The organism is Pedobacter sp. NJ-S-72 (assembly GCF_053890575.1).
Window position 1 is genome coordinate 4,323,531 of record NZ_CM132681.1, and the last position, 24,736, is coordinate 4,348,266.

The following is a 24,736-nucleotide window of genomic DNA, read 5'->3' on the forward strand; positions in this document are numbered from 1 at the left end:
TATACACAGCAATAGGGTAGCATAATGAATAGCTTTCATTTTGTATATATTTTAATATTAGTTATTTAATGGATAGGTAGCCTGATTACGTTCCAGTTCGGCCAGCGTAATCTGCAAATCGGCCCGGGCATCAGCCATTCTGAGTTTTGCACACTCGTTAACTGGTCCTGGTCCTGCGCATCAATAAGTTCCAGATATAACAGCTGTCCTGCGCGATAAGCCTTAAGCTGATCTCTGTAGTATTTCCCGGCAAATGACAAGCCCGAGACTGCACTGAGACAAGCCGCTTTTGCAGAATGATAATTGTTATAGGACTGCGCTAACTGTAATTTAAACGATTGCTCCGTTTCATCAATTTTCGCTGTATTAGCCCTTATATTCGACTGAGCCTGCGCCGCACGGAATTTATTTTTTCCTCCGGTAAAGATGTCCCACTGGAGATTCACTCCCCACAGATAATACCTGGTTTTATCATTGACTTTGAAGTCAGTCCCCTGTGATCCAAGATCAATAAATGTACTCAGCTTTGGAATCAGGTTGGACCGCTGTAGCTTGTAATCGATACCATTTACCTCTTTCAATATATTTAACTGCTTTAACTCTTCACGGCTGCCAATACCAGTTGTCGTATCCGGCAAAACTAACACATTGGCAATAGCCACACTGTCTGTGTTAATTACCTCTGTTAATGATCGGTTCAATAAAAAGTTAAAATATGCTTTTGCATTATCTGCGTTACGCTGTGCATTGATTAAAGCTGCATTGTTTTTCTCCAGCTCAGTTTGCGCACGAAGCAATGCCGTTCCGTTTCTCACCCCATTACGCAAAAGGCTCGTGTTTACGCGAATATTTTCATTAATGAGCAATGTAGCGCTACGATATGCTTCGATGCCTTGTAAAGCCTGAAAATAGTGGTAATAAGCCGTCTTCACATCTTTAACTAAAGCTCTTTTGTAAACGTTTGCGGCAGCCTGCTGGCTACTAATCAGTTTTTGTTTAATCAGTTTATTATAACGGATTTCCGCATTCACCAGCGGAAGCGAAGTGCGTAACTTTACATCATAAAAATTATCCGGGTTCAATAAGAATGACTGATTCGCAATCTGAGGATATTTAGACGATGAAGTCAGTTGATTCAGCGCAGTATAAATCGGGTTAACCAGATCACCAACCGGCACATCGATAGTCCTGCCTCCAGCAGACTTTGTATAACTACCCAACATGCTTACGGTAGGCATATACATGGCTTTAGCCTCTTTTAGTGCAAACATGGATCTTTCCAGATCAAAATTTTGCTGCTTCAAACCCTGGTTTTGTCCAAAAGCCAAAGAAATATAATCATCCAACTGCCGGTTTTGTTGCTGGGCCATGACGGGTTTCCCCAAAATAAGCATCCATCCGGTGAGTAATACAGACGCTTTAATAAATGATGTATACATAATAAACAGTGTTTAGTGATAAGTCAAAAAAAGGCCTAAGCCCTTATTGAAATTAAATATTCTTCTATTGCCTGATTTAAGATATCCGGTATCGATGCTTCTTCGGGGATCATCACCTTTAAACGGCAACGAAGGTTAAGAGATACCAGACCATGGACCATAGACCAGATCTGTAGTGCCGCTTGATTTACATCTTTAAAGATCAACAGCTTATCCTTCATACAATCCTCCAGACAGCTGATTAAAAAATTAAAGGTGGCGTCACCGTTATGCCCATGAACCGATTCATCTACATTAGTTGGTGCGCGGATAATAAACATCAGGTCATACAGCTCCGGATTTTCCAGTCCGAAAGAAACATAGATTTTACCCAATTGCTCCAGTCTTTCCAAAGGGTCTTTGCTAATTGCATTTTTTTTAAATGCTTCCAGTAATTTAAGATAGGCCTGCCCCTGAACTTCAAATAGCAACTCATCTTTATCCTTATAATACAAATAAATAGTTCCGGGACTGTACTCAATTGCGTCAGCAATATTACGAATTGACGTTTTTGCATAACCATCCTCCAGGAACATTTTCATGGCCGCAGTAGTGATCATCGTCTTCATCTCTTCCCTTTCCCGTTCTTTTCTCTCTGATATGCCCATTTTCTTAAATTATACACCGCAAATGTAATGAACACCGTTCAGTAAATGCAAATAAATTGTAATTTTTTTTCAAAAAACCTCTTATACAACAAAAGGAGGCCCTTTTCAGACCCTCCTTTTCCTATAAATTCGTAGAATCTAGTAAATTACTTTACCAGCAGAAGTAACGATTGAAGCAATACGGATTGCATCAAATACACGCTCTTCGGTAGCACCTAATGCCAAAATAGATTCTTCATGTGCATTTACACACATTTCACATCCATTAACAGCAGAAACAGCTAAACTCATTAATTCAAAAAACTCTTTACCAGTAACCGGGTTACCCATCAGTTGCATGCGTACACGTGCAGGCATTCTGGTATATTTCTCTTTTGCTGTAAAGTGACGGAAACGATAAAGAACATTGTTTAAAGCCAGCAAGGATGCACATCCTGCAGCTTCTGCAATTTCTTCTGCTGTCGCTTCTTTCGACTGCGCATGTTTCTCAAAGAAATCAGTCAATACTTTATTGTTATTATTTATAGCGATGCTTAAACCTAACAAAGCACATTCTTTTTCAGTAATATGCGATGAAGTTAAAGTGTGCTGCTAAAATTCAATTTCAAGTCACGTACATATCTTGAATTACCTTTTTCCAAAAGATGTATACTTTCGTTTCTATAGCCAGGATTTAAGCCTACAATGGCCAATAATTCTTCTATGGTTTCAGTACTTTCACTCATTTTTTTATGCTTTTATGAACCTGTATAAAACTAAATCAAACAGATTCTATGGATACAAAAAATCCCTGCAAAATGCATTTACAGGGATTTTTATGAATTAAACCCTGTTTATAAAAACAGGATAATAAATTAAACTGTTAAAGTTGCTTCACCTTTTTCCCAGTTACAAGGACAAAGTTCGTCAGTTTGTAAAGCGTCAAGAACTCTTAATACTTCTTTTACATTACGTCCAACGCTTAAGTCATTTGCACTAGCCCAACGGATAATTCCTTGTGGGTCAATGATGAAAGTTGCACGGTAAGCGATTTTTTCTGTTGGCTCCAAAATATCAAGTGCTTCAGCTAATGATTTAGAAGTATCAGCAGCAAGCATTGGGAATTTTAAACCACGTAAATCATCATGGTTATGTCTCCAGGCTAAATGCACGTTTTCTGAATCTGTAGATGCACCGATTAAAGTTGTATCACGGTCACGGAATTCACCAAAGTTTGCATTGAATTCAGCGATTTCAGTAGGACAAACAAAAGTAAAATCTTTCGGCCACCAGAACATACAAGTCCATTGGTTGTTCTCATTTACTAAAGTTTCAGAAGTTAATGTTTCAAACTCTTTTCCTTTTTCTATACTAACTACAGCTGGTTTTGAATAAGCTGGAAATTGTTCACCTATATTAATCATAATGTTGTTTTTTTCGTTGTGCAAAAATACATCAATATTGCCTCTTTATCAACCCTATTCAAAAGATAACAGATACTTAATATTGATGACCCTATAGACAAAAGCTATACACAACCCCAACAGATTCGAAGCTCCCTATTTTACTGTTTTAACGTACTTTCAAACAGTTTAAATACCCTTTTGTACTCATCAGTCCAGCTGCTTGGTTGTACAAATCCATGGTCTTCAACAGGATAAACAGCCAGTTCCCACTTGTTTTTACCCAGCTCAATAAAGCGCTGACTCAAACGAACGATATCCTGGAACTGCACATTCTCATCAACCATCCCATGACACATCAGCAAATTTCCTTTTAAACCTGCCGCAAAATAAATTGGAGAACTGCGTTTATAAGCCAGCTCATCATTGAAAGGTTCATTCAGAATATTCGACGTATAACCGTGGTTATAATGCGCCCAGTCTGTCACTGAACGTAAAGCCGCACCAGAAGCAAAAACATCCGGCTCATTAAATAATGCCATCAAAGTAATAAACCCTCCGTATGAACCTCCATAGATCCCCACATGTTTAGGATTTACATTATATTTCTCAACCAGTAATTTTACACCGTCAACCTGATCTGTTAAATCTTTACCACCCATATGACGATAAATACCTGTCCGGTGATTTCTGCCATATCCTGAACTAGCCGTATATAATCAATATCAATTACCGTGTAGCCATTATCAGCAAGCAGGTTATGAAACATATATTCACGGGAATACTGGCTCCACCAGTAATGTACATTCTGCAAATAGCCAGCACCATGTACAAATACAACTGCAGGACGATTTGCAGCAGGTTTTAAAGCAGGATATACCCTTGCATATACCTCATCCCCATATCTGTTTTTAAAGGACACCATCTCAGGCTCTCTCCAGGGATAAGCTTTAAATACATCTGATGATGACTCCGTCACCTTTATCGCCTTAGCCCCCGGCTTATTAGCCTGAATATACAACTCCCAGGGCTTATTCATATAAGAGTAATTGATAGCCAGCCACTGTTCGTCAGGAGATAATGTAACCTCATTACCACCTTTCATACTGGTAATTTTAACAGGAGCTCCTCCATTTGCATTCACTTTATAAAAATGCGTGATCCCCGGATGCTCTATATTCCCTGTAAAATAAAATGCTTGTTTGTCTTTAGCTAAAGAAAGGTTTTTCACTTCCCATTTCCCGCTGGTCAGCTGACGCTTAACTCCGGTTGAAACATTAACCCTGTATAAATGAGAATAGCCACTGGCCTCACTCTGAAAATAAATATTCTGGTTATCAATCCATCCGACATTATCTGCTCCGGTACCGGGCCCACCTATCCAGGCTTCATCACGCTGTCTGTCCAAAAGTGTAAAATTACCAGTAACAGCATCTAGTTTTAAGATCCAGCGATCCTTGTTATCCTGTGATTCAGCAATTACAACCGCAGCTGTACCCGCCATATTCCAGATTGGACCAGATAAATTTACTTTTCTATCCTCATTTTTCTTAACCGCAGCTTCCATTTGTTTTGGATAGTCTTTCAGGTAATCAGGCAAGTCCTTAATTCCTGGGATTTGTGCGGTTAGCAACTTATAAACTGTATCCCGCTGCTGATCATAGATAAAATTTTCATAGACCGGTAAAGGTTCTCCTGCTTTGGTCCTGCCGGGAATGTCTTCTGTATAACCTGATGCGGTGATAAAGTTTGGAACAATGGTCTCTTTACCGTCCTCACCCTGGATTTTCAATCTGTAATTGATATAACGTCCATCCGGACTGATTACAAGATTACTCAGTTCCAGGTTTCCAAGTTCAATCGCCTTTAATGGCTTATCATCTCCATTCAGACTTTTCTTTTTAGCCAGTCTATAAGCTTCCTTTTGTTTCTTGCTTTTAAGCACGTCAAAAAGTTCATCCTGTTCTGTTTTTAGCCAGTTATCCTGTATGTTCAGTGATTTTTGCCCCGCCAGATTTGCACTCTTTTTACCTGACACAAAATTAGTCTGCTGTTTAAGTTCACTGGAATTTAAATTAAGCGTATATAAATTATTTCCCTTTTGAAAGGCAATAGCCCCATTATTCAAAAAAACAGGGTTACTTTCTGCTTCTACCGTATGAGTTAATCTCTGCTTCTGCTTCGTTTTGAAAGAATACAGGTATAAATCCCCAGACCTTTCAACAATACCCAGACTACGATCGTTGTTATAGACATACTCAGGCATAATGGCCTGATTTGCCACTTTCTCTTCTGTCTTTACAGGTTTTCCGGAAGAAATATCAACCTGATAAGACTCATTATTCTCTTTACTCTGCGGGTTCCATTTAAAATAAATTGTTTTACTATCTGCAGACCAGTGATAGTCAGAAGGAGAAACACCCAGCCATTTCTGGTCACGCATTATATTTTCGACCGTTAAAACAGGACGCTCCTGTGCCTTTACGATACTTGTACCCAATAAGAATAAGAGGCAGAATTTCTTCATTAATTTTAGCTTAGACCGCAATTTATGAAAAAATAAAGCCTCCTTTCCAACTGCAAAAGAAGGTTTTATAAATGTTACAGATTAATTTTAAACAGGCTATGCTAGCCAATCCTAATAGAAGTCATCGTTAAAGACCCTCCAACGGCTTTATCATTGAAAACCGAGACCTCCTCTTTATTATCATTTTTTTGTAACCCTAACGTGTACAACAAAGGCAAATAATGCTCTGGTGTAGGTATAGCCAGCATTGCGGCCTTACCCAAATTTTGATAAGCCATTAACGGCTGATGCTCCTTGTTCATAATCAATGTTTTAAACTGATCATTTATTTCAAGTGCCCAGTCAAACCCGCCACCATCCATCATCTCCCAACTCAACATCCTCAGGTTATGTACCATATTTCCGCTACCCAAAATCAATACTCCTTTTCTGCGCAGCTGATAAAGTTCAGCAGCCATTTCATAATGCGCTTTCGGATCTTTTGTATAATCAATACTTAATTGCAAAACGGGAATATCAGCCTTCGGAAACATATGTTTTAACACTGTCCAGGCTCCATGATCCAGACCCCAGTCATGGTCTAAAAACACATCAGTACTCGTAATCAGTTTAGCTGTTTCTGCTGCCAGTAAAGGATCTCCGGGAGCAGGATATTCCACATCAAACAATGGCTGAGGGAATCCGCAAAGTCAGTCATGTATAGTCTTCGGAAAATTCATCGCCGTAACCGCTGTTCCCCTGGTAAACCAGTGTGCTGAAACTACAATAACAGCTTTTGGGACAGGGATAGTTTTGCCCATCTCAGCCCATTTCTGACTAAATTCATTGTCTTCAATTCCATTCATTGGTGAACCATGACCAATAAACAAAACAGGCATCAATTCGTCCCGGACAGGAAGGTTACTCGTTAAATTTTTAAGCTCTGATAAATTTGCCATAATTTCTTTAATTGAAAAAGGGGCTGTTCAAGCATTTAGAATGCTCAAACAACCCCTCTTCTGTTTAAACAAGCTCTTATTATTTAGCCTGAACGAATTCCAGGTTTAACTCAATTTTGATATCTTTCGCAACTGCCATCCCTGTCGGATCATATTTAATATGATAATCTAACCGGTTAACTGTGGTAGTAGCATGAAAGCCAGCTCTGGTATTTGCCTGCTGATCTTTAGCAATTCCGCCATAGACAAGTTGAATTTAACGTCTTTAGTTACATCACGGATAGTTAATTTACCAGCAAGTTCATAATTATTATCTTTCAGTTTTTTGAAAGACGAACCCACAAAAGTCATGGTTGGATATTTCTCTGCATTAAAGAAATCATCTGTTTTTAAATGATTATCTCTCATTTCAACACCAGTTGTGATACTATTTACATCAACAGTAAAGCTGATTTTAGCATCGGTTAAATCTGGTTTGGCAGCATCAATTGTTCCTTCGAATTTCTTGAACGATCCATTGACAAATGATATCCCCAAATGTTTAACTTCAAAATTAATGAAGGTATGCATTGGATCTGCTGTCCACTTTGTTTGTGCGAATGATGCAGTACTTATTGAAACAGCAAGCAGGAATAAAAATATCTTTTTCATAATGATGTGTTTTTAAATAACAATACAAATCTATAGGGAATTATGGCAAAAACCCTTGATGTATGTTAAGAAAGCATTAGTTCTTTTCGAGCGTATCTTTCACAGTACCACAGTCATACATCTGGCTTCCATAATAAGGGTTCTGTATTTCTTTAACCTCATTCAGCCAGCTGAATTTCCCCATAGGACAGTATTGAACAAAGACATCCTGGTTATTCAGCTTTAATTCTTTTGCTAAAGTTATAAATGCAGTACTGATACCCTCAAAGCTTTTACGCTGACTTTTCAAGTCTTTTGTTTTAGCTAGTTCTGACGCTTTTTGCTGGATTACCGCAGATTCTTTCATCCATAAAACATATTGCTTAGCATCTGCAAATCCTTTATGCGGAACTTCCTTTACCGCTAACTGAAGCTCACCAGCCAATTTCAGGGCATCCTCCGGTTTATCAGTAGCCAATGCATTTTTTAAGGCATAATAGCTTTTCAAACTCTGATTAAATTTACCAGATACACTGGCTTTCTGCGCAACGGCAGGTTGTGAAGATGCCACTAGAAACAGGGCAAGACCTAAAAGTACTTGTTTCATAATTTTATTTTAACGTTAAAGAAATTAAACTCTGCACGTACCAGGTACATGTTTTTATTATATCTGCCAGCCATATCACCAGCTATCTGGAACCTGTATCCCAGGTCAATTCGTGTTCTGCTGTTCAAAATCACTTGTAAAGCTGGCGCAAGATCCAGGTATGATCTGCCATTTACCGGGTTTGTTTTACCCAGCATTTCAAAATAAACATTGAAATTGGGCTGATTATAATTTTTATAAATGAAAGGAAGCACCAGATATCCGGAAGATAAACTATAGCCGATCATTTGATCAGGTTGTGGCGTTCCTGCTACTATACGGCTTTCCGTATCAAAGGCTTTGGTATAACTCACCGTACCCGATAAAGCCAGTTTATGCAGTAACTGAGTTACCACCAAACCACCCTGAATACCACTGTTATCCCCTTCCAGGTTAATATCCTCCGTATAAGTAGGGCGTTTACTTGTACTTACCCTGCCGAATAACGCTGCACGCAAATGCCGCTGCGTATCAATAGAAAGGAAACGGTATTTCGCATATACACTTCCACCTTCCAACCGGTATTTACCATCCATATCAGAGAAAAACCCCTGAAAATGTGTCATCAGGTTCTTATTGAAGCTAAACATGACTTCGGGCATAGTTCTATTACCACCCCTGTTAAAGATACCCTCATTAGTAATCCTGACACCAATTGATTTGGCAGCCATATTACTTGCTGGCTCCGTAAACACATATAATTCCTGTGCACACGCACGCAAGCTCCCGCCAAGCAGAAAAATTACTGCTGCTAATTGAATATATTTCATTCCGGGGCCTAGATGCTTAAGTGAAAAATGCGCGTTTCTTTGCCCTGTACAACGCCTTTCCCCTTAAGGTAGGTTTCAGACTTTAATTCAGCAGCTTTTTTCTTAAAAGCCGAAGAAGTAATAAAATCTTTGTCCATTATCTTAGCAATAACGGGTCCGTCCAGCGTTTTGCTTTTCGCATTGATAAACTGAAAAACATTCCCGTCAACCTCAGCAACACCGGCATCGTTCACCTTTGTGTCTTTGAAATTAATGGTTGCCGAAAGGTCACCGATAGAAAATCCGGCATCCTGAACTTTATCTCTGATCTGATCCAGATCTACTTTCTGATCTGCTTTAAAAGTAAGCACAAAAACATTCCTGTTAAGATCCGGAGACACATTTTCAATAAAACCAAGGCTTTTCAAAGAGGTTTCTGTGGCTCTTGAACACATAGAACAAGTAAGACCATTAACCTGTAACTCGGCCTTAGAAATTTGCTGGGCGAAAGTATTTCCGCCAATAAATAGCAATAAGAATACAATAGAATATCTGATCGTTTTCATCATGAAATATTTTATAAGATCCTGCTCAGCTTCCTGAAACAGTACCTAATAGATTTGAAATAAATTAATACAATGGAGTAATGGCGAATAAAAATCCGCGATTACTATTCAATTTATTCCTGATCTAATTTCTGAAAACGCAGTTATAGGCATGCAAGGCAAGGCAAGCGCGCGCGGACAAAGGAGGTACTTTGTTTTCTATTTTGCTGAAAATGTTTGGCAAAACAGACTCAACAACCTCTGCAAAGAATGAAGATAGAAATACAGGAAGACTGTAATTTTTAGGAACATCAACTTTCAGACCTGTCTGGTGACTGTCTTTGATCTTAGCATCAACCTTAGTGTTCTTACAGCATGAATTATCTGCTTTAACTGGCTTTTCTGCTTCCTTACATCCACTGCAATGTGCTACTTCCGTCAAATGAATACCAGATAGCTGACCCCCGCAAAAATGCAGACTCAAGGCAACACCTATTACGCTAACAAGGTAAAAGGCACATAATCCTAAAGCTATCTTTTGTTTCAGTTTCATTTAATTTTTTAAATCTGTTCTGATAAATATCAACTAACTAAAATTACCTCTTTTAGAAGTATTAATCCTAATTTAGTTTATCAGTTATCAAATTTATTATAAAATTTCAGAATAATCAAGAAGCCGCCACAAGAAACAGAAAGATTACAAGATTATGCCATACCAGTTTTTAAAAGCAGAATTCTGTCTTAACTTAGCCAAAAATACCATTTAAGATGAAGCCAATCCTTACTTTACTGCTCTTTTTTTGTTTGAACTCTGTTTTTGCTTCCGGGCCAAAACATCAGTATATAAAGATAACAACAGCGCAGGGCGAATGTATCATCATGCTATACAATAAAACCCCGCAGCATCGTGACAACATCGTTAAACTTGTCAAAAAAGGGTTCTATGACGGCACATTGTTTCATCGGGTAATCAATTCTTTTATGATTCAGGGGGGTGATCCTGATTCGAAAAATGCGTCCGCCGGTAAAGAATTGGGCAATGGAGATGTAGGTTATACAGTTCCTGCCGAATTTCGCGACAGTCTTTTTCATAAAAAAGGAGTGTTAGCCGCTGCAAGAGACGATAATCCGCTGATGGCCTCAAGTGGCTGCCAGTTTTACCTCGTACAAGGGAAAAAATTTACTGACGTACAGCTGGATAGCATGGAAGTTAAAAGACTGAAATTTAAAATCCCGCAATGGGAGCGCGAGATCTATAAAAATACAGGCGGCGTACCCCATCTGGATAAGAAATATACTGTTTATGGTGAAGTTGTAAGCGGTTTACCATTAATTGATACTATTGCGGGCGTGAAGACTGGCGCCAATAACCGCCCTCTGGTGGACGTTAAAATGACTATTACACTCTTAAAACGAAGGAAAGCACGTAAACTGGAAAAAGAAATGAGAAAATCCGGAAACACAGAAACTGCTTTTTTGCTTAATCAATAATAAAATATATACTACGATGAAACCTGCACAGCGTGTAAGCTTCATCACAATTAAAAAACAATATATACTACGATGAAAATCCTTTCTTACAACGTAAATGGAATCCGTGCAGCGTCAACAAAAAACTTTGTTGGCTGGTTACAATCAACGGATGCAGATATGATCTGTCTTCAGGAAGTGAAAGCACTTCCCTCACAAATTCCTGAAATAATAGGCATGATTGAAAACCTTGGTTACCATCATTACTGGTTTGCAGCAGAAAAAAAAGGATACAGTGGAGTTGCCATCTTTTCTAAGATTAAACCTAACCATGTAGAATATGGTTGTGGTGAAGAATGGATTGATAAAGAAGGACGCATTTTAAGGGCCGATTTTGATACCTTCTCCTTAATGAGTGTCTATCTGCCATCTGGTTCTTCCGGAGACGAGAGACAGGTTAAAAAGTATGAATTTATGGCGTATTTTGAAAAGTATATCACCAAGCTGCGTGAAACTTACCCAAACCTGATTATTTCTGGTGATTATAATATCTGTCATACCGCAATTGACATACATAACCCTAAATCCAATGCCAATTCTTCTGGTTTTCTGCCACAGGAAAGAGAATGGATGGGCATGTTCCTCGACGCAGGTTTCATTGATACTTTCAGACACATCAATAAAGATCCTCACCATTACACCTGGTGGAGTTACAGAGCAGGCTCAAGAGGCAAGAACCTGGGCTGGCGTATCGATTATCATTTAGCAACCCAACCGATGCTGGAAAGGATTAAACACGTAGAGATTCTGTCTGACGCTATACACTCTGATCATTGCCCGATATTACTGGAACTGAACGGTTAACTTAAACGGCCACTCGGTCTTTAAAATAAATAACCTGATCTGGTGTAATACACAAATCCAGACGAACATCATTTACGTGGGGATCAACAATGGTTCCCACGCTTTTAAAAAAGGACAATCCAACTTTCAGGATATTCTTTCCCACCAGAAAACGGTCATAGAAGCCTTTGCCATAACCAACCCGGTAACCCCGGTCATCAAATGCAAGTAAAGGCACAATAACCATGTCAATAGCCCCCTTATGTTCTTGCTGAGCCATCGGCTCCAGAATATTAAATGAGCTCTTCAACAGTTCTTCTTTGCCTGTATAATGATGATGGGTCATCAGAGAGGTCTTAAAGTCAGCACGGGGAACAATTATTTTAATCTGCGGATGATGCTTTTTTAACCACTCAATAAGCAGAAAGGTATTTGGTTCGTTCTTTTCTGCGATCGGTAAAAAGACGTGTAGTATTTTTACGCTGCTAAAATCAAGCGATGCAAACTGCTCAAGTAACTTTTCACTCAGTTCAGTCACCTGTTTCTGACTAAGTTCTTTTCTTCTTAAAGTTTCCTGTTTTCTGATTTCAGCTTTATTCATATTTTATTATGCTATGCACTGCAAGTTATAAATCCTGCACAAGATTACCATAAAAATTACCTGAACTGTCTGATTACAGGCACAAAAAAAGCCCGCAAAAAAATATGGCTTCGGGAACCACTCCGAAGCCAAAATCAACCTAAACCTAAAACTAAACTATGAAAATTCTTATTTTACTCTTTCTATATATTCACCTGTACGTGTATCAACCTTAACTTTATCGCCTTGATTGATGAACATCGGCACTTTTATTTCAACGTTTGCTCCAACGGTCGCATATTTCAATGCATTTGTTGAAGTGTCCCCTTTAACAGCGGGCTCTGTGTATGTAACTTCCAGCTCAACATGCTGAGGAGTTTGTGCCATAATAGGCTCTTCACTCTCGAATGCTATTACAACATTCATGCCTTCTTTTAAGAATTTAATCTGATCCCCAAATAATGATTTTGGGATGTTAAATTGTTCAAAAGAACTGTTATCCATTACAACGAGGAATTCTCCATCTTCGTATAAATATTGGTAATCATTTGTCTCTACTCTGCAAATTGTTACCTCTTCGTCCGTGCGGAATCTATATTCGACTAATTTGCCGTTTTTAATATTCCTCATTCTAGCCTGGTAGAAAGCTCTTAAATTGCCAGGAGTACGGTGCAAAAACTCTTCTACTTGTATTAACTCTCCGTTGAACCGAAGAATATTACCGCTTTTTACTTCTGATGCTTTTGCCATTTTTTTCTGAAATTCATTGCTCTACCAGCAGTGCTTTCGTGCCGCAAAGGTAAAAACAATTATCGGTTTTACAATAGTTATTTTAAAAATTATATATATAGCTAATTTTCCATCGATTTCTTGACATTAGCCTTGCAATTCAGCACATTTTGCTCTATTTATAGTCAGTTATCTTTATAAAATTATCGCAAAAAGAATACTCATTTTCCTGATTGGACCCAACCAGTACCAGCTTATCAGCGGTAAAATCCCGGATCAATTCATGATACCACTCAATTCCTTGTCTATCAAGGTTAGAAGTTGGTTCGTCCAACAACAAAAGCGGTGTATTGGTACAACAGGCTAAAGCCAGTTTCGTCCGCTGCTTCATTCCCGAAGAAAAATATTTCAGCGCCTTATCCTGTGCCTTCCCCAAACCTAAAAGATCCATCAGATGTGCCGCACCCGTTCCCGGATGAAACTCCTTAAATTTAAAATGAAAATCAATGGTTTCCTGCAGCGTAAATTCTTCAACAAGATCAAGATAAGGTGCAGCAAAACTCACTTGCTTATACCATTTTTCAACCGGAATCAACTTACCATCCTGCGTATAAGTAATATTACCCTCAGAGGGCTCCAGATTACCCAGAATTACACTCAAAAGTGTTGACTTACCAGAACCATTCGGCCCCAGTATTGCATATTTACCGGCAGCCTTAAACCCGTAAGTGAAATTCCTGAAAATCCACTCCTGATTAAATCGCCTGCCGGCATCTTTTAAATCGATTGTCATTTAAAATTTAGCTGCTTGTAGATCCAAAACCTTTCATCACACCTCTATTAGAATTCCTGATAAAATCAACGATTTCATCACGGATTTCAGTAGGTGCAAATTCAGCCTCTATCTTATCAAGAGCTTTGGTCACATTATTATGCTTTACGAACAGTACCCTGTAAATTTCCTGTATCTCATTAATCTTCTCTGAAGAAAACCCACGTCTTCTCAATCCTACAGAATTAATACCCGCATAAGACAAAGGCTCTCTTGCGGCCTTAACAAAAGGAGGAACGTCCTTACGTACCAGTGAACCACCAGTGATGAAAGCGTGAGACCCTACATTAACAAATTGATGTATAGCAACTAAACCAGCAAGAACTACATAATCACCAATGGTAATATGCCCTGCCAGCGTCGTACTATTTGAAAAGATGCAGTTATTACCGACCTCACAATCATGTGCAATGTGCGAATAAGCCTGAATCAGGCAATTACTCCCAATTACAGTCTTCCATTTATCTTTCGTCCCTCTGTTGATCGTCACACACTCCCTGATCGTGGTATTATCCCCGATTTCGGCAGTAGTAACTTCACCTGCGAACTTTAAATCTTGCGGAACGCCGGATATGACAGACCCAGGAAAAATCCTGCAGTTCTTTCCTATCCTTGCTCCATCCATAATTACCACATTAGAGGCAATCCATGTCCCTTCACCAATTACAACGTCTTTATGTATAACAGAAAACGGTTCTATTACTACATTATCTGCTATGATCGCATCAGGATGTATATATGCTAAAGGTTGTATCATGATACGCGTTCGCTATCTTTAACTTTTGAAATTTGAGCCATCATCTCTGCCTCCACTACTATTTTCTCTCCTACCATGCCCACACCTTTCATTTGTGCTATACCTCTGCGGATTGGCTCCATCAGATCACATCTGAAAACTATAGTATCACCCGGCAATACCTGTGCCCTGAATCTCACTTTATCGATTTTAAGGAAATAAGTAAGATAATTTCTTGGATCAGGAACAGTACTCAACACTAAAACCCCACCGGTTTGTGCCATTGCTTCAATCTGAATTACACCCGGAAAAACCGGTGCACCAGGAAAGTGTCCTTTGAAAAACTCTTCGTTCATAGTCACATTTTTCACACCAACTACGTGTGTTTTAGACAATTCAAGAATTTTATCAATAAACAAAAATGGTTGTCTGTGTGGTAAAATGTCCATGATCTGCATCACATCGTAAAGAGGTTTTACTGATGGGTCATAAACATGCTGATTTTTTTTTTTTTTTTTTCTTTTTTGATAGCTGCTTTAATCTTTTTGGCGAATGCAATATTCGCCGCATGGCCTGGTCTTGCAGCCATAATATGTCCTTTAATGTGCATACCAACAAGCGCAAGGTCACCGATCATGTCTAATAATTTGTGTCGTGCTGGCTCATTCTGATAACGGAGTTCCATATTATTCAGGATTCCCTGTGGAGCAACGTCTATTTTTTCTCTGTGGAATATTTTAGCCAGGTGATCTAATTCATCACGCGTAACTTCTTTGTCCACAATCACAATCGCATTATTCAAATCACCACCTTTAATCAGGTTGTTTTTTAACTGATATTCCAGTTCATGCAGGAAACAAAATGTACGGCACGAGGCAATTGCACTTTTAAATTCAGCAATGTTAGAAATTACAGCATGCTGACTGCCCAGAACAGGAGAATTATAGTCAATCATACAGGTAAACCTATAATCTTCAAGCGGCATAGCCACAATCTCCACTTTACGCTCAGCGTCAGTATAAGTGATATTATGAGGAATCTGGAAATATTCGCGGTCAATACTTTGATTAACCAACCCTACACTTTCCAGCGCCTCAACAAAAAGGATCGCACTTCCATCCATAATTGGAGTTTCAGGGCCATCCAGCTTCATTAATATATTGTCAAGATCCATTCCAACAAGAGAAGCCATCACATGCTCAACAGTGCTGATACTAGCTCCATTCTGCGTAATTGTTGTTCCCCTGGCTGTATCTGTAACATTGTCACAGTCAGCATCGATGATTGGTTGACCTGGTAAATCAGTCCTTTGAAATTTAAACCCGTGGTTTTCCGGAGCCGGACAAAAAGTTAAAGTGACACTGGCACCTGTATGCAAGCCTACTCCGTGTACAGAAACTTCGCTTTTTATGGTTTTTTGTTTAACGTTCATTATTGTTTTGTGTGGTACTAATTATACTATGACTGGAGTTTCGCTGTAATTTCAGCCTCTAATTTTGTAATCCGTTTTTCTATTCCCGGCAAATGCTTAAACAAAACAAAACAGATGCGCGCATCCAGTCTCTAAGCGGCTGGGCTGGTGTGCCATGCCATTGTTTATTCTCTTCTGTTATATTGGAATTAATCCCTGCCTGGGCCCCAATCTGAGTTCCTCTTGCTAATGACAAATGCCCGGCAATTCCTACCTGACCGCCAACTACTGATCTTTCTCCTACTTTACTACTGCCGGATATTCCTGCCTGCGCAGCAACAACTGTATGTTCACCAACCTCAACATTATGCGCAATCTGAATCAGATTATCCAGTTTTGAGCCCTTTCTAATAAAAGTTGAGCCCATCGTTGCTCTATCAATCGCGGTGTTGGCACCAATTTCCACATCATCCTCAATCACGACATTACCAATCTGCGCAATCTTAGTATAAGTACCATCGGGTTGCGGTGCAAATCCAAATCCATCACTGCCAATTACTGCATTAGAATGGATGGATAACGACGCATTTTTCCAATCACAGAACGGTTATAGATTTTAACTCCCGGATAAAACGTTCCGCCAGAGCCGATTTTTGAATCTATGCCAATGTGCACCTGCTGTAAAATTTTAGTATTGTCGCCAATCACGACATTCGCATCTATATAAGAGAAAGCCCCTATAAAGACGTTTTTACCTATTTTGGCTGTAGGATGAACAAAAGAAGGCTGTTCAATGCCTGTTTTTTCAGAAGATTGATTTAAAGCTTCATTGTACTTTTCCAGTAAAACAGAAAAAGCACTATATGGGTCCTTCACCTTTACCAGCGTACAGCTGATAGGTTGTGAAGGAACAAAATCTAACCCAACGATAACCACTGACGCGTTCGTTGAATAGATGTAGTTCTCGTATTTCCGGTTAGATAGAAAACATAAGGTTCCTTTTTTCCCCTCTTCTATTTTTGAAAGTTCTGAAACTGTGATAGTTTCATCGCCTTCAACCGTTCCACTTAAAAAGTCGCTTATCTGCTTGGCAGTAAATTGCATTCTACAAAGTTAAATGTTAAATTGATATGAACAAATAATCACAACCCCCTATTTTATCAGCCATTTGACCATTTCGACGCTCTTGTATAATCGGATAAAAAACGGGATAATTATTGGATTATTTTGTTAAATAATGCTAAATAATTCGTGGATAGCAAAGTATATGCTTTCTAACTGTTCTGTCGAGTGATTCCAGGTTAGATAAATCTGATGCTTTTGCAATATCTGTTGTCGCATTATTTTTCATTAAAATATTTATTGTGCTGTTTCCAGCACCAGTATTATAGGCTCTGTTGCTGATTATATCCGTAAAAACAAAGTAAGATACCTCATTCTGGTCAATTCCAAGACTAAATGAAGTATTTTCACTAATCAGCGCCACTCTGCTTGTCTCTGGCGGATCATTACTAATCTCAACCTTATACAAATTACGGTTAACCAGCATGTTACATAACATAGAAAGTATTCTGTCCTGATGTCCGCCCATACTTTTACAGAGGCAAAAATATCCTGATCGTCCAGTTTGGCAAATAGCAACAAGTGCACATTCGTTTCAAAAAACTCTTTTTGAGAGATTTCATTCTTCAAAAAATGCTGCAATGCAGGGGTTGCAAATAAATCCCCGCCATTAATTGCAAGTTCTTTGGCCCGTTTTAAAATTTTCACCAATAACATTTCTCCGGCAATGACTGTTTTATGTAAATAAACCTGCCAGTACATTAGTCTTCTTGCTATCAGAAATTTTTCAATAGAATAAATTCCCTTTTCTTCAATTACCAGCTGATCATCCGCGATGTTAAACATCTTAATAATCCGGTCAAAACTAATTACCCCCTCGCTCACACCCGTAAAAAAGCTATCCCTGTTTAAATAATCCATTCTATCCAGATCAAGCTGGCTTGAGATCAGCTGATGCAGAAATTTCTTTGGATACTCTCCTTTGAATATGGATATGGCCGTGCTTAATTTCCCTTCAAATTCCATATTCAGACGTTCCATCATCAGTATAGAGATGTCCTCATGCTGAATGCCTTTCACTAATGAATATTCCAGTGCGTGCGAGAATGGCCCATGACCAATATCATGGAGTAATATAGCTATCGTTGCGCCCTCTTCCTCATCTTTTGTAATCTCGTGTCCCTTACTGCGTAAGATATCAATAGCCAGGCACATCAGGTGCATTGCACCCAGTGCGTGATGAAAACGCGTATGCAAAGCCCCCGGATAAACCAGGTGCGTCATCCCCAATTGTTTGATATAGCGTAAACGCTGAAAAAAGGGATGCGAGATCAGGTCAAAGATCAATTCTGAGGGTATATTGATAAATCCATATACCGGGTCATTTATTATTTTCTTTTTGTTCAATCTTGGCAAAATAAATTATACGGTACAAAAATTGCTATTTTTATCCGTACTTAAGAAAGAGATATCTCTTTTTAAGGATTTATTTACACCTTATACATACAATAATGCAGGAAACCAGGATTCTATGGGCCGATGATGAGATAAACTTATTAAAACCACATATATTACTATTAAACGAAAAAGGGTACCACGTGACTACATTTACGAATGGAAACGATGCATTGGAGGCTTTTGGCAAGGAGCATTTCGACCTGGTATTCCTGGATGAAAACATGCCTGGCATGAGTGGACTGGAAACTCTTTCTGCCATTAAAAATATAAAAAGTGACATTCCGGTTGTCCTGATTACCAAAAGTGAAGAGGAAAATCTGATGGAGGATGCAATCGGGTCAAAAATTGACGATTATCTGATAAAGCCCGTAAATCCTAAGCAGGTACTACTGACAATCAAGAAGATTATAGATAATAAAAGACTGATCAGCGCGAAAACTTCGATGGCTTATCAGCAGGATTTCAGACGTTTAGGGATGACCCTGAATGATAAACTGAGTTATGAAGAATGGACTGAGGTCTATAAAAAACTTATTTTCTGGGAACTGGAACTGGAAAAACTGGATGAGATCCTCAGATGCATGAGATTTTAACTATGCAGAAGTCTGAGGCGAATACACAGTTTTCTAAATTTATTGAAGACAACTATATTGACTGGGTAAACAAGAGAGGCAAAACACCTTTATTGTCCAATGAACTGCTTAAAAAGAAAGCATTTCCACATATAAACTCAACTACACCTGTCTTTTTTATCCTGATTGACAACCTGAGATATGACCAGTGGAAGATTATCAACCCGCTGATTACAGAGCACTTCAGATTAGATGAAGAAGATATTTATACAAGTATCCTGCCTACAGCGACACAATATGCCAGAAACTCTATTTTTTCTGGTTTGATGCCACTTGAAATGGAAAAACGTTTTCCGTCACTTTGGCAGAATGATGATGAAGAGGGTGGAAAAAACATGCATGAAGAAGCTTTCCTTGCTGATCAGATTAAACGCAGTGTACGTAAAGACTGTAAGTTCAGCTATCACAAAATTCTTACTTACGATGATGGAAAAGCCTTAACTTAACGAGCAGATGAACAACCTGATGCAAAATGAGTTCAATGCAATCGTCTATAACTTTGTAGATATGCTTTCTCATGCCCGTACTGATATGGCTATGATCAGAGAATTGGCAAATGATGATGCAGCTTACCGCTCATTAACACTTTCGTGGTTTGAACATTCTCCTTTATTGGAGCTGCTTAAAAAACTTGCACAGAAACAAGTAAAAGTAATTATCACTACAGACCACGGTACAATCAGAGTAAAACACCCAAGTAAAGTGATCGGTGACAGGAACACGAATACAAATCTGCGCTATAAACAGGGCAGAAATCTGAATTTTAATGCAAAAGAAGTCTTTTTGATCAAAAATCCACATGAGGCACAATTGCCTAAAATAAATATTAGTTCAAATTATATTTTCGCTAAAGAAGACCGTTATTTTGTCTATCAGAATAACTACAACCAGTTTGTGAACTATTATAATGAAACGTTCCAGCATGGAGGGATCTCCCTTGAGGAAATGATGATTCCTGTAGCAACTTACAGCTCAAGATAGTATCTTTAAATGAACATTGAAATCAATCACCCGGAAGAATTAGGCAATGCTGCAGAAGCATTGCTTGGTTTTGCAGGAAACGAAAAAATATTCGCCTTTGAGGGCGAAATGGGTGCAGGAAAAACAACTTTTATCAAAGCACTCTGCAAAAAATTAGGGGTAGAGGATGTTGTAAACAGCCCTACATTTTCTATAGTAAATGAATATGCTGCGGATGGCCAGGTTATCTATCATTTCGATTTTTACAGGATTAAAAACCTGCATGAAGTATTTGATATTGGTTATGAAGAATATTTTTATTCTGGCAATATCTGCTTGATAGAATGGCCTGAGCGAATCAGGGAATTGATGCCTGAAAACTATGTTGAAGTTGGAATTACAGCACTGTCGGAAACGCAGAGATTGTTTTCCTTCACAAAAATTTAATATTTAGGAGCTGTTAATTTCAGCTTATTTTTTCTTAATTTTCAATCAAAAAATCAGATAGACAAAATGGCTACAGGATTACGGGAAGAAATGGCCTCTATTGCTCAGAAAGGGTTGCTACAGCCTAAAGAGACATTGTCAGAAATTAAACAGAAAAGCAATAGCCTTTATATTGGTATTCCAAAAGAGATCTCTTTTCAGGAGACCCGCATAGCGCTTACGCCATTATCGGTGGCACTCTTAGTCAATCACGGGCACAAAGTATTACTGGAAAGTGGTGCGGGTACAGGAGCAAATTTTTCTGACAACGATTACAGTGAACAGGGCGCACAGATTACCTTTAATAAAAAGGATGTTTATGATGCTGATATTATTGTAAAAATTGCTCCGCCTACACTAGAAGAAATAGAACTGATGCACAAGGGTCAGACACTAATTTCTGCTTTGCAAATGGGTGCACTGAAGGAAGGTTATCTCAAAGCGCTGCTCAATAAAAAAATCAATGCATTATGTTTTGAAAATCTGCGGGACGAACGAAGAAATAAATTTTTAACCGTAGTACGCGCTATGAGTGAAATTGTAGGAGCGACTTCCATCTTTATTGCGGCTGAGTATTTAAGCAGCGTTACCGGCGGTAAAGGTCTGATGCTTGGCGGGTTTACTGGTGTCCCGCCTACGGAGATTGTCATTCTCGGCGCAGGAACAGTAGGCGAATATGCAGCAAGAACAGCACTTTCCCTGGGTGCAGAAGTCAAAGTATTTGACAGTTCCATCTATCGCTTGCGCCGTCTTCAGAATAATTTAGGGAGCCGTGTATTTACTTCTGTAATGCAGCCTATAGTCCTTGGAAAAGCAGTAACAACCTGTGATGTGGTTATCGGAGCTATACGCGCTACAAACGGCAGAAGCCCTTGTATCATCATGGAAGAAACTGTTAGCCGGATGAAACCAGACTCTGTTGTTATTGATGTCAGTATTGATCAGGGTGGTTGCTTTGAAACCTCGGAGGTGACTAACCACAAAGATCCTGTTTTCAGGAAACATGATGTGATCCATTATTGTGTACCTAATATCGCATCCAGAGTTCCCAGAACGGCTTCATATGCATTAACTAATATCTTTACCCCAATCCTTGTAGACATAGGTGAAATGGGGGGCCTGATGAGCCTGGTATGGAACAAACCCGGTATAAGAGAGGCGCTGTACATTTACAAAGGCCACCTGACCAGTAAAGACCTGGCTGCGAGGTTTGGCCTGCCTTATAAAGATATTGAGCTACTGGTAGCTGCAAATCAGTAATTAAGTTATTTCGGCTGGTTTAGCTTTCCATACAAACTGAAGATACACCAAAGCCGCTATAGTGATCCCTGTACAGATAAAAAATGTATAGGGTATAGTTTTAATATTGTCTATAAATAACCATCCGGCCAATAAAGCACCCAATCCAATTCCGACTTCAAGGGCGATATACATCGTTGCCATTGCCTTTCCACGGTGTTTAGGGTCACTCAGATCTATTGTCCATGCATTGACTGTTGGCGATAACATACCATACCTGTTGCCACACCATACAATGCCGAAGCTGCCATTAAGGTAAAAGATGAATTAGCAAATCCTATGCAGAGTAGCGAAACTGCGAGTAAACCAAGTGATATTTTTAAGATTAAAACCCGGCCATGCTTGTCTGAGGCTTTACCTGCAACAAATCTGATCAGTAAAGAAGAGAGCGTAAATACCATAAAAAACAAGCCTTTATTACTTGTTCCCAGATACTTGCTCCAATCACCTACAACAGTCAGAATAACCCCATAACTCACATAACTCAGTAAAGTGATCAGGGCTGCAGGAATCACTCTCCATTCAATAATATCCTGTCTTTTAATTTTCAGTAAAGAAAAGCTGAAAGGTTGTTTTTCTTTCAGGGTTTCTTTCATATTTCCAAGGATAACGATCGATGATAAAGCAAAAGCAGAAGAACAGTAAAACAGCACATTAATCGAAAAATGATCAGTAATTGTACTTCCTATTGCTGGTCCGATAGCAAGTCCGGTACTAAAACAAATTCCATGAATCCCCATCGCTTCTCCCCATCTGTTTACAGGAACCAGATCTGCCACGTAAGCTGCGGTAGCAGTTGGTTTAAACCCGGTAGAAAATCCATGAATCAGTCTGAGAAATAAAAATCCGGCAACTGTTGTAAGCACAGGATATAAGAAGCCGCAAACAAAGCAAACGATAGAGCCTACAGCCATCACAGGAACCCGCCCGACGGTATCAGTCAGTTTACCACTAAAAGGTCTGGATATCCCGGCAGTAAGCGTAAACAAGGCAATAATTAGTCCTTTGTAGGAAGCGCCACCCATTGCACTCAGATAAGCAGGTAATTCAGGTATTAACATGTTAAAACTCGCAGAAAAGAGGAAAGAGCTTAAACATACCAGGCCAAATTGCAGGGTATAAATCGATTGATCAGACTTTTGCATATCCACGCAAAAGTAGAGATTAAATCCATAGCAGCTGTTAAGTTTTTGTGATCAAATAAAGATTGTTTTAAGCCCAGAAGACGTATTGTGTTCAGGATGAAAAGCCTATTGAAAGGGTATTAAAGGGATATTGGAAGGGGGTTGGAAGGACCAGGGTCATTGCAAGGTCCTTCCAACGTCCTTCCACCCCCCTCTCAACGTCCTTTCAACAGGGTTTTCAACCCCTTTTCAAACGCTTGTTTGACGCCGAACCGTAGGTAAACCGCTATTTTTAGTATTTTTCGTGAATATAGCCCATCAATCTGGCCATTTCGGCCTTGATTTCAGCGATTGGCTCCATGAAATTATTGTTCATCAGGGAGAAGACCAGCGTTTTTCCTTTTTTGGTTACGAGATAACCGCTTTGATTATAATTATTGGAAAAAGTCCCTGTTTTTGCAAATACAAAGGGATGGTCTGTTTTTGGATATGCATTTTTTAATGTTCCTCTCATGCCTCCGGCAGGCAGCATGCTGAATAGTTTTTGTCTGTTATTCACTTCTTTGTCAATCATTCGAAGCAATACCACCATATCTGCCGGACTAAACAGATTCATTCGGGACACCCCTGATCCATCTACCCAGCGAGGCCTTTGGGGCAAATCTTTCAGGTATTTATTCAGAACATAACGAATTGCGTCTGTTCCGCTTAATTCCCGCTGAAACTGATTTGCATAAACAAGCAGTAATTGTTCTGCAATGAAATTATCACTCGGAAGCAGCATTTCACGAAAGATATCCTCGGATTTCATATTATAAATTGTTTTTGCCGTAACCGGCATAACCATACTGATGAGCTTTACATTGCGATGTAATGTATCCCTGAGCAAGCTTAATGTCGTTGCTGTACCCGTTTTATAAGGAACAAGCTGTATAAAATCATCCGGAACAGCTCTTGAGGGATAATTGAACTCATTGGCTCCCGATTTTCGCATAACTGTAAAATCCTTTCCTTTCATTAAACTGTCTTTGGCAAAGCAATCGTTAAAATGCTGAGGAATAACGCTAATTTTCCCCTTTTCATTTTTGAAAGCAACCAGGTTATCCATCAATGGCAGTTCGGTAATTTCAGCTTGCGTATCATCGTTATAATCATCCCATGCCCATCCCTGACCATAAGCATTACCTGTATATCTGCCTGGAGCAAAAAATAACTGCTTAGAACTTGAGCTTAAAAAATTTAAAACATTGTCGCCCTTCATCCTCCGTTTCAAAAAAGAAGGATCTCCCGTACCCCAGAAAATCAGAGAATCACCCTGTTCTATGTAGCGTAAAGAAGGAATAGAGTCAGGTAACATTTTCAGTCCCGCATAAAAAGTATACAATTTCACATTGGAAGCCGGAATAAAATATTTGTCCGCATCCTTCTCATAAATCACATCACCTTTGTCAAGATCTGACAAGGAAAAACCGATAAAGTGATCATTCAGGATAGGGGAATCCTTTATAAAACGGGCTACATTTTTCGTCATTTGCTGACGCACAGAACAGCTCTCAAAAAACAATAAGATCAACAAAGCTAAAAGAAAAACTGACTGCATTTGCCCTGATA

Annotated in this window: 26 protein-coding genes and 4 pseudogenes; 5 read left to right on the forward strand and 25 right to left on the reverse strand. The window is 39.1% G+C overall.

All coding sequences use genetic code 11. From position 1 onward, the window contains the following. Nucleotides 1-65 precede the first annotated feature (65 nt). The 15 genes from ACWYN3_RS28695 to ACWYN3_RS28765 form a co-directional block, all read right to left on the reverse strand. Complete coding sequence (locus ACWYN3_RS28695) at nucleotides 66-1,439, reverse strand: TolC family protein (protein ID WP_456217387.1); 1,374 nt, start codon at nucleotides 1,437-1,439, stop codon at nucleotides 66-68. Between the two features lie 35 nt (nucleotides 1,440-1,474). Then, nucleotides 1,475-2,086, reverse strand: a complete 612-nt coding sequence (locus ACWYN3_RS28700; protein WP_456217388.1) for a TetR/AcrR family transcriptional regulator — start codon at nucleotides 2,084-2,086, stop codon at nucleotides 1,475-1,477. Between the two features lie 138 nt (nucleotides 2,087-2,224). Continuing rightward, entirely contained in the window at nucleotides 2,225-2,632 is a 408-nt protein-coding gene (locus ACWYN3_RS28705; protein WP_456217389.1) for a carboxymuconolactone decarboxylase family protein, read from the reverse strand. Nucleotides 2,633-2,664: 32 nt separating this feature from the next. After that, nucleotides 2,665-2,811: a hypothetical protein gene (locus tag ACWYN3_RS28710; RefSeq protein WP_456217390.1), complete on the reverse strand. Its 147-nt coding sequence runs from the start codon at nucleotides 2,809-2,811 to the stop codon at nucleotides 2,665-2,667. 129 nt (nucleotides 2,812-2,940) lie between these two features. Beyond that, nucleotides 2,941-3,489 (reverse strand): peroxiredoxin, encoded by a 549-nt coding sequence (locus ACWYN3_RS28715; protein ID WP_456217391.1) that lies wholly within the window; start codon nucleotides 3,487-3,489, stop codon nucleotides 2,941-2,943. 140 nt (nucleotides 3,490-3,629) lie between these two features. Further along, entirely contained in the window at nucleotides 3,630-4,130 is a 501-nt protein-coding gene (locus ACWYN3_RS28720; RefSeq protein WP_456217392.1) for an alpha/beta hydrolase family protein, read from the reverse strand. Beyond that, the gene (locus ACWYN3_RS28725; protein WP_456217393.1) at nucleotides 4,112-5,995 is read right to left on the reverse strand and encodes a DPP IV N-terminal domain-containing protein; all 1,884 of its coding nucleotides are present in this window, start codon (nucleotides 5,993-5,995) and stop codon (nucleotides 4,112-4,114) included. Before ACWYN3_RS28725 ends, ACWYN3_RS28720 begins: the two co-directional genes overlap by 19 nt. 101 nt (nucleotides 5,996-6,096) lie before the next feature. After that, on the reverse strand, nucleotides 6,097-6,654 hold the full coding sequence (locus ACWYN3_RS28730) for a dioxygenase family protein (protein WP_456223183.1): 558 nt from the start codon (nucleotides 6,652-6,654) through the stop codon (nucleotides 6,097-6,099). A 30-nt stretch (nucleotides 6,655-6,684) separates the two neighbouring features. Next, nucleotides 6,685-6,933, reverse strand: a complete 249-nt coding sequence (locus ACWYN3_RS28735) for a dioxygenase family protein (RefSeq protein ID WP_456217394.1) — start codon at nucleotides 6,931-6,933, stop codon at nucleotides 6,685-6,687. 79 nt (nucleotides 6,934-7,012) lie between these two features. Continuing rightward, the gene (locus ACWYN3_RS28740; protein ID WP_456223184.1) at nucleotides 7,013-7,168 is read right to left on the reverse strand and encodes a YceI family protein; all 156 of its coding nucleotides are present in this window, start codon (nucleotides 7,166-7,168) and stop codon (nucleotides 7,013-7,015) included. After that, nucleotides 7,102-7,584, reverse strand: a complete 483-nt coding sequence (locus tag ACWYN3_RS28745) for a YceI family protein (protein ID WP_456217395.1) — start codon at nucleotides 7,582-7,584, stop codon at nucleotides 7,102-7,104. The genes ACWYN3_RS28740 and ACWYN3_RS28745 overlap by 67 nt, the downstream gene beginning before the upstream one ends. 76 nt (nucleotides 7,585-7,660) lie before the next feature. Beyond that, a complete protein-coding gene (locus tag ACWYN3_RS28750) occupies nucleotides 7,661-8,170 on the reverse strand; it encodes a DUF3347 domain-containing protein (RefSeq protein ID WP_456217396.1) in 510 nt (169 codons plus the stop codon). After that, nucleotides 8,167-8,979: a hypothetical protein gene (locus tag ACWYN3_RS28755; RefSeq protein ID WP_456217397.1), complete on the reverse strand. Its 813-nt coding sequence runs from the start codon at nucleotides 8,977-8,979 to the stop codon at nucleotides 8,167-8,169. The genes ACWYN3_RS28750 and ACWYN3_RS28755 overlap by 4 nt, the downstream gene beginning before the upstream one ends. Nucleotides 8,980-8,987: 8 nt before the next feature. Further along, nucleotides 8,988-9,527, reverse strand: a complete 540-nt coding sequence (locus tag ACWYN3_RS28760; RefSeq protein ID WP_456217398.1) for a heavy-metal-associated domain-containing protein — start codon at nucleotides 9,525-9,527, stop codon at nucleotides 8,988-8,990. A 121-nt stretch (nucleotides 9,528-9,648) separates the two neighbouring features. Beyond that, on the reverse strand, nucleotides 9,649-10,056 hold the full coding sequence (locus ACWYN3_RS28765) for an HYC_CC_PP family protein (RefSeq protein WP_456217399.1): 408 nt from the start codon (nucleotides 10,054-10,056) through the stop codon (nucleotides 9,649-9,651). Between the two features lie 215 nt (nucleotides 10,057-10,271). On the opposite strand from ACWYN3_RS28765, the gene ACWYN3_RS28770 reads away from it, so the two are divergent. Continuing rightward, complete coding sequence (locus ACWYN3_RS28770; protein WP_456217400.1) at nucleotides 10,272-10,994, forward strand: peptidylprolyl isomerase; 723 nt, start codon at nucleotides 10,272-10,274, stop codon at nucleotides 10,992-10,994. 72 nt (nucleotides 10,995-11,066) lie between these two features. Then, nucleotides 11,067-11,837, forward strand: a complete 771-nt coding sequence (locus ACWYN3_RS28775) for an exodeoxyribonuclease III (RefSeq protein WP_456217401.1) — start codon at nucleotides 11,067-11,069, stop codon at nucleotides 11,835-11,837. Between the two features lies 1 nt (nucleotide 11,838). Here ACWYN3_RS28775 and ACWYN3_RS28780 read toward each other — a convergent pair whose 3' ends face one another. From ACWYN3_RS28780 to ACWYN3_RS28815, 8 genes and pseudogenes are all read right to left on the reverse strand, one after another. Further along, nucleotides 11,839-12,417, reverse strand: coding sequence for a 5-formyltetrahydrofolate cyclo-ligase (locus tag ACWYN3_RS28780; protein ID WP_456217402.1), 579 nt, complete (start codon nucleotides 12,415-12,417; stop codon nucleotides 11,839-11,841). A gap of 168 nt (nucleotides 12,418-12,585) precedes the next feature. Then, nucleotides 12,586-13,146: an elongation factor P gene (gene efp, locus ACWYN3_RS28785; RefSeq protein WP_456217403.1), complete on the reverse strand. Its 561-nt coding sequence runs from the start codon at nucleotides 13,144-13,146 to the stop codon at nucleotides 12,586-12,588. 154 nt (nucleotides 13,147-13,300) lie between these two features. Then, entirely contained in the window at nucleotides 13,301-13,918 is a 618-nt protein-coding gene (locus tag ACWYN3_RS28790; RefSeq protein WP_456217404.1) for an ABC transporter ATP-binding protein, read from the reverse strand. Nucleotides 13,919-13,925: 7 nt separating this feature from the next. Then, on the reverse strand, nucleotides 13,926-14,714 hold the full coding sequence (gene lpxA / locus ACWYN3_RS28795) for an acyl-ACP--UDP-N-acetylglucosamine O-acyltransferase (protein WP_456217405.1): 789 nt from the start codon (nucleotides 14,712-14,714) through the stop codon (nucleotides 13,926-13,928). Then, a pseudogene (locus ACWYN3_RS28800) lies at nucleotides 14,711-16,125 on the reverse strand (bifunctional UDP-3-O-[3-hydroxymyristoyl] N-acetylglucosamine deacetylase/3-hydroxyacyl-ACP dehydratase). Before ACWYN3_RS28800 ends, lpxA begins: the two are co-directional and overlap by 4 nt. Before the next feature lie 79 nt (nucleotides 16,126-16,204). Then, nucleotides 16,205-16,678 carry a UDP-3-O-(3-hydroxymyristoyl)glucosamine N-acyltransferase gene (locus tag ACWYN3_RS28805; protein ID WP_456223185.1) on the reverse strand — a complete coding sequence of 158 codons (474 nt, stop codon included), beginning with the start codon at nucleotides 16,676-16,678 and terminating at the stop codon, nucleotides 16,205-16,207. Then, nucleotides 16,660-17,208, reverse strand: coding sequence for an LpxD N-terminal domain-containing protein (locus tag ACWYN3_RS28810; protein WP_456217406.1), 549 nt, complete (start codon nucleotides 17,206-17,208; stop codon nucleotides 16,660-16,662). The genes ACWYN3_RS28805 and ACWYN3_RS28810 overlap by 19 nt, the downstream gene beginning before the upstream one ends. A 136-nt stretch (nucleotides 17,209-17,344) precedes the next feature. Then, nucleotides 17,345-18,573 (reverse strand): annotated as a pseudogene (locus tag ACWYN3_RS28815) (HD domain-containing protein). 104 nt (nucleotides 18,574-18,677) lie between these two features. Between ACWYN3_RS28815 and porX the strand changes: the two are divergent. From porX to ACWYN3_RS28830, 3 genes and pseudogenes are all read left to right on the forward strand, one after another. Then, nucleotides 18,678-20,237 (forward strand): annotated as a pseudogene (gene porX, locus ACWYN3_RS28820) (T9SS response regulator signal transducer PorX). Between the two features lie 9 nt (nucleotides 20,238-20,246). After that, nucleotides 20,247-20,663 carry a tRNA (adenosine(37)-N6)-threonylcarbamoyltransferase complex ATPase subunit type 1 TsaE gene (gene tsaE / locus ACWYN3_RS28825; RefSeq protein WP_456217407.1) on the forward strand — a complete coding sequence of 139 codons (417 nt, stop codon included), beginning with the start codon at nucleotides 20,247-20,249 and terminating at the stop codon, nucleotides 20,661-20,663. A 66-nt stretch (nucleotides 20,664-20,729) separates the two neighbouring features. Further along, entirely contained in the window at nucleotides 20,730-21,962 is a 1,233-nt protein-coding gene (locus ACWYN3_RS28830) for an alanine dehydrogenase (RefSeq protein WP_456217408.1), read from the forward strand. On the opposite strand, the pseudogene ACWYN3_RS28835 reads toward ACWYN3_RS28830, so the two are convergent. Continuing rightward, nucleotides 21,963-23,146: pseudogene (locus tag ACWYN3_RS28835) on the reverse strand (MFS transporter). 271 nt (nucleotides 23,147-23,417) lie between these two features. Next, entirely contained in the window at nucleotides 23,418-24,725 is a 1,308-nt protein-coding gene (locus ACWYN3_RS28840) for a D-alanyl-D-alanine carboxypeptidase (protein ID WP_456217409.1), read from the reverse strand. Between the last annotated feature and the right edge of the window lie 11 nt (nucleotides 24,726-24,736).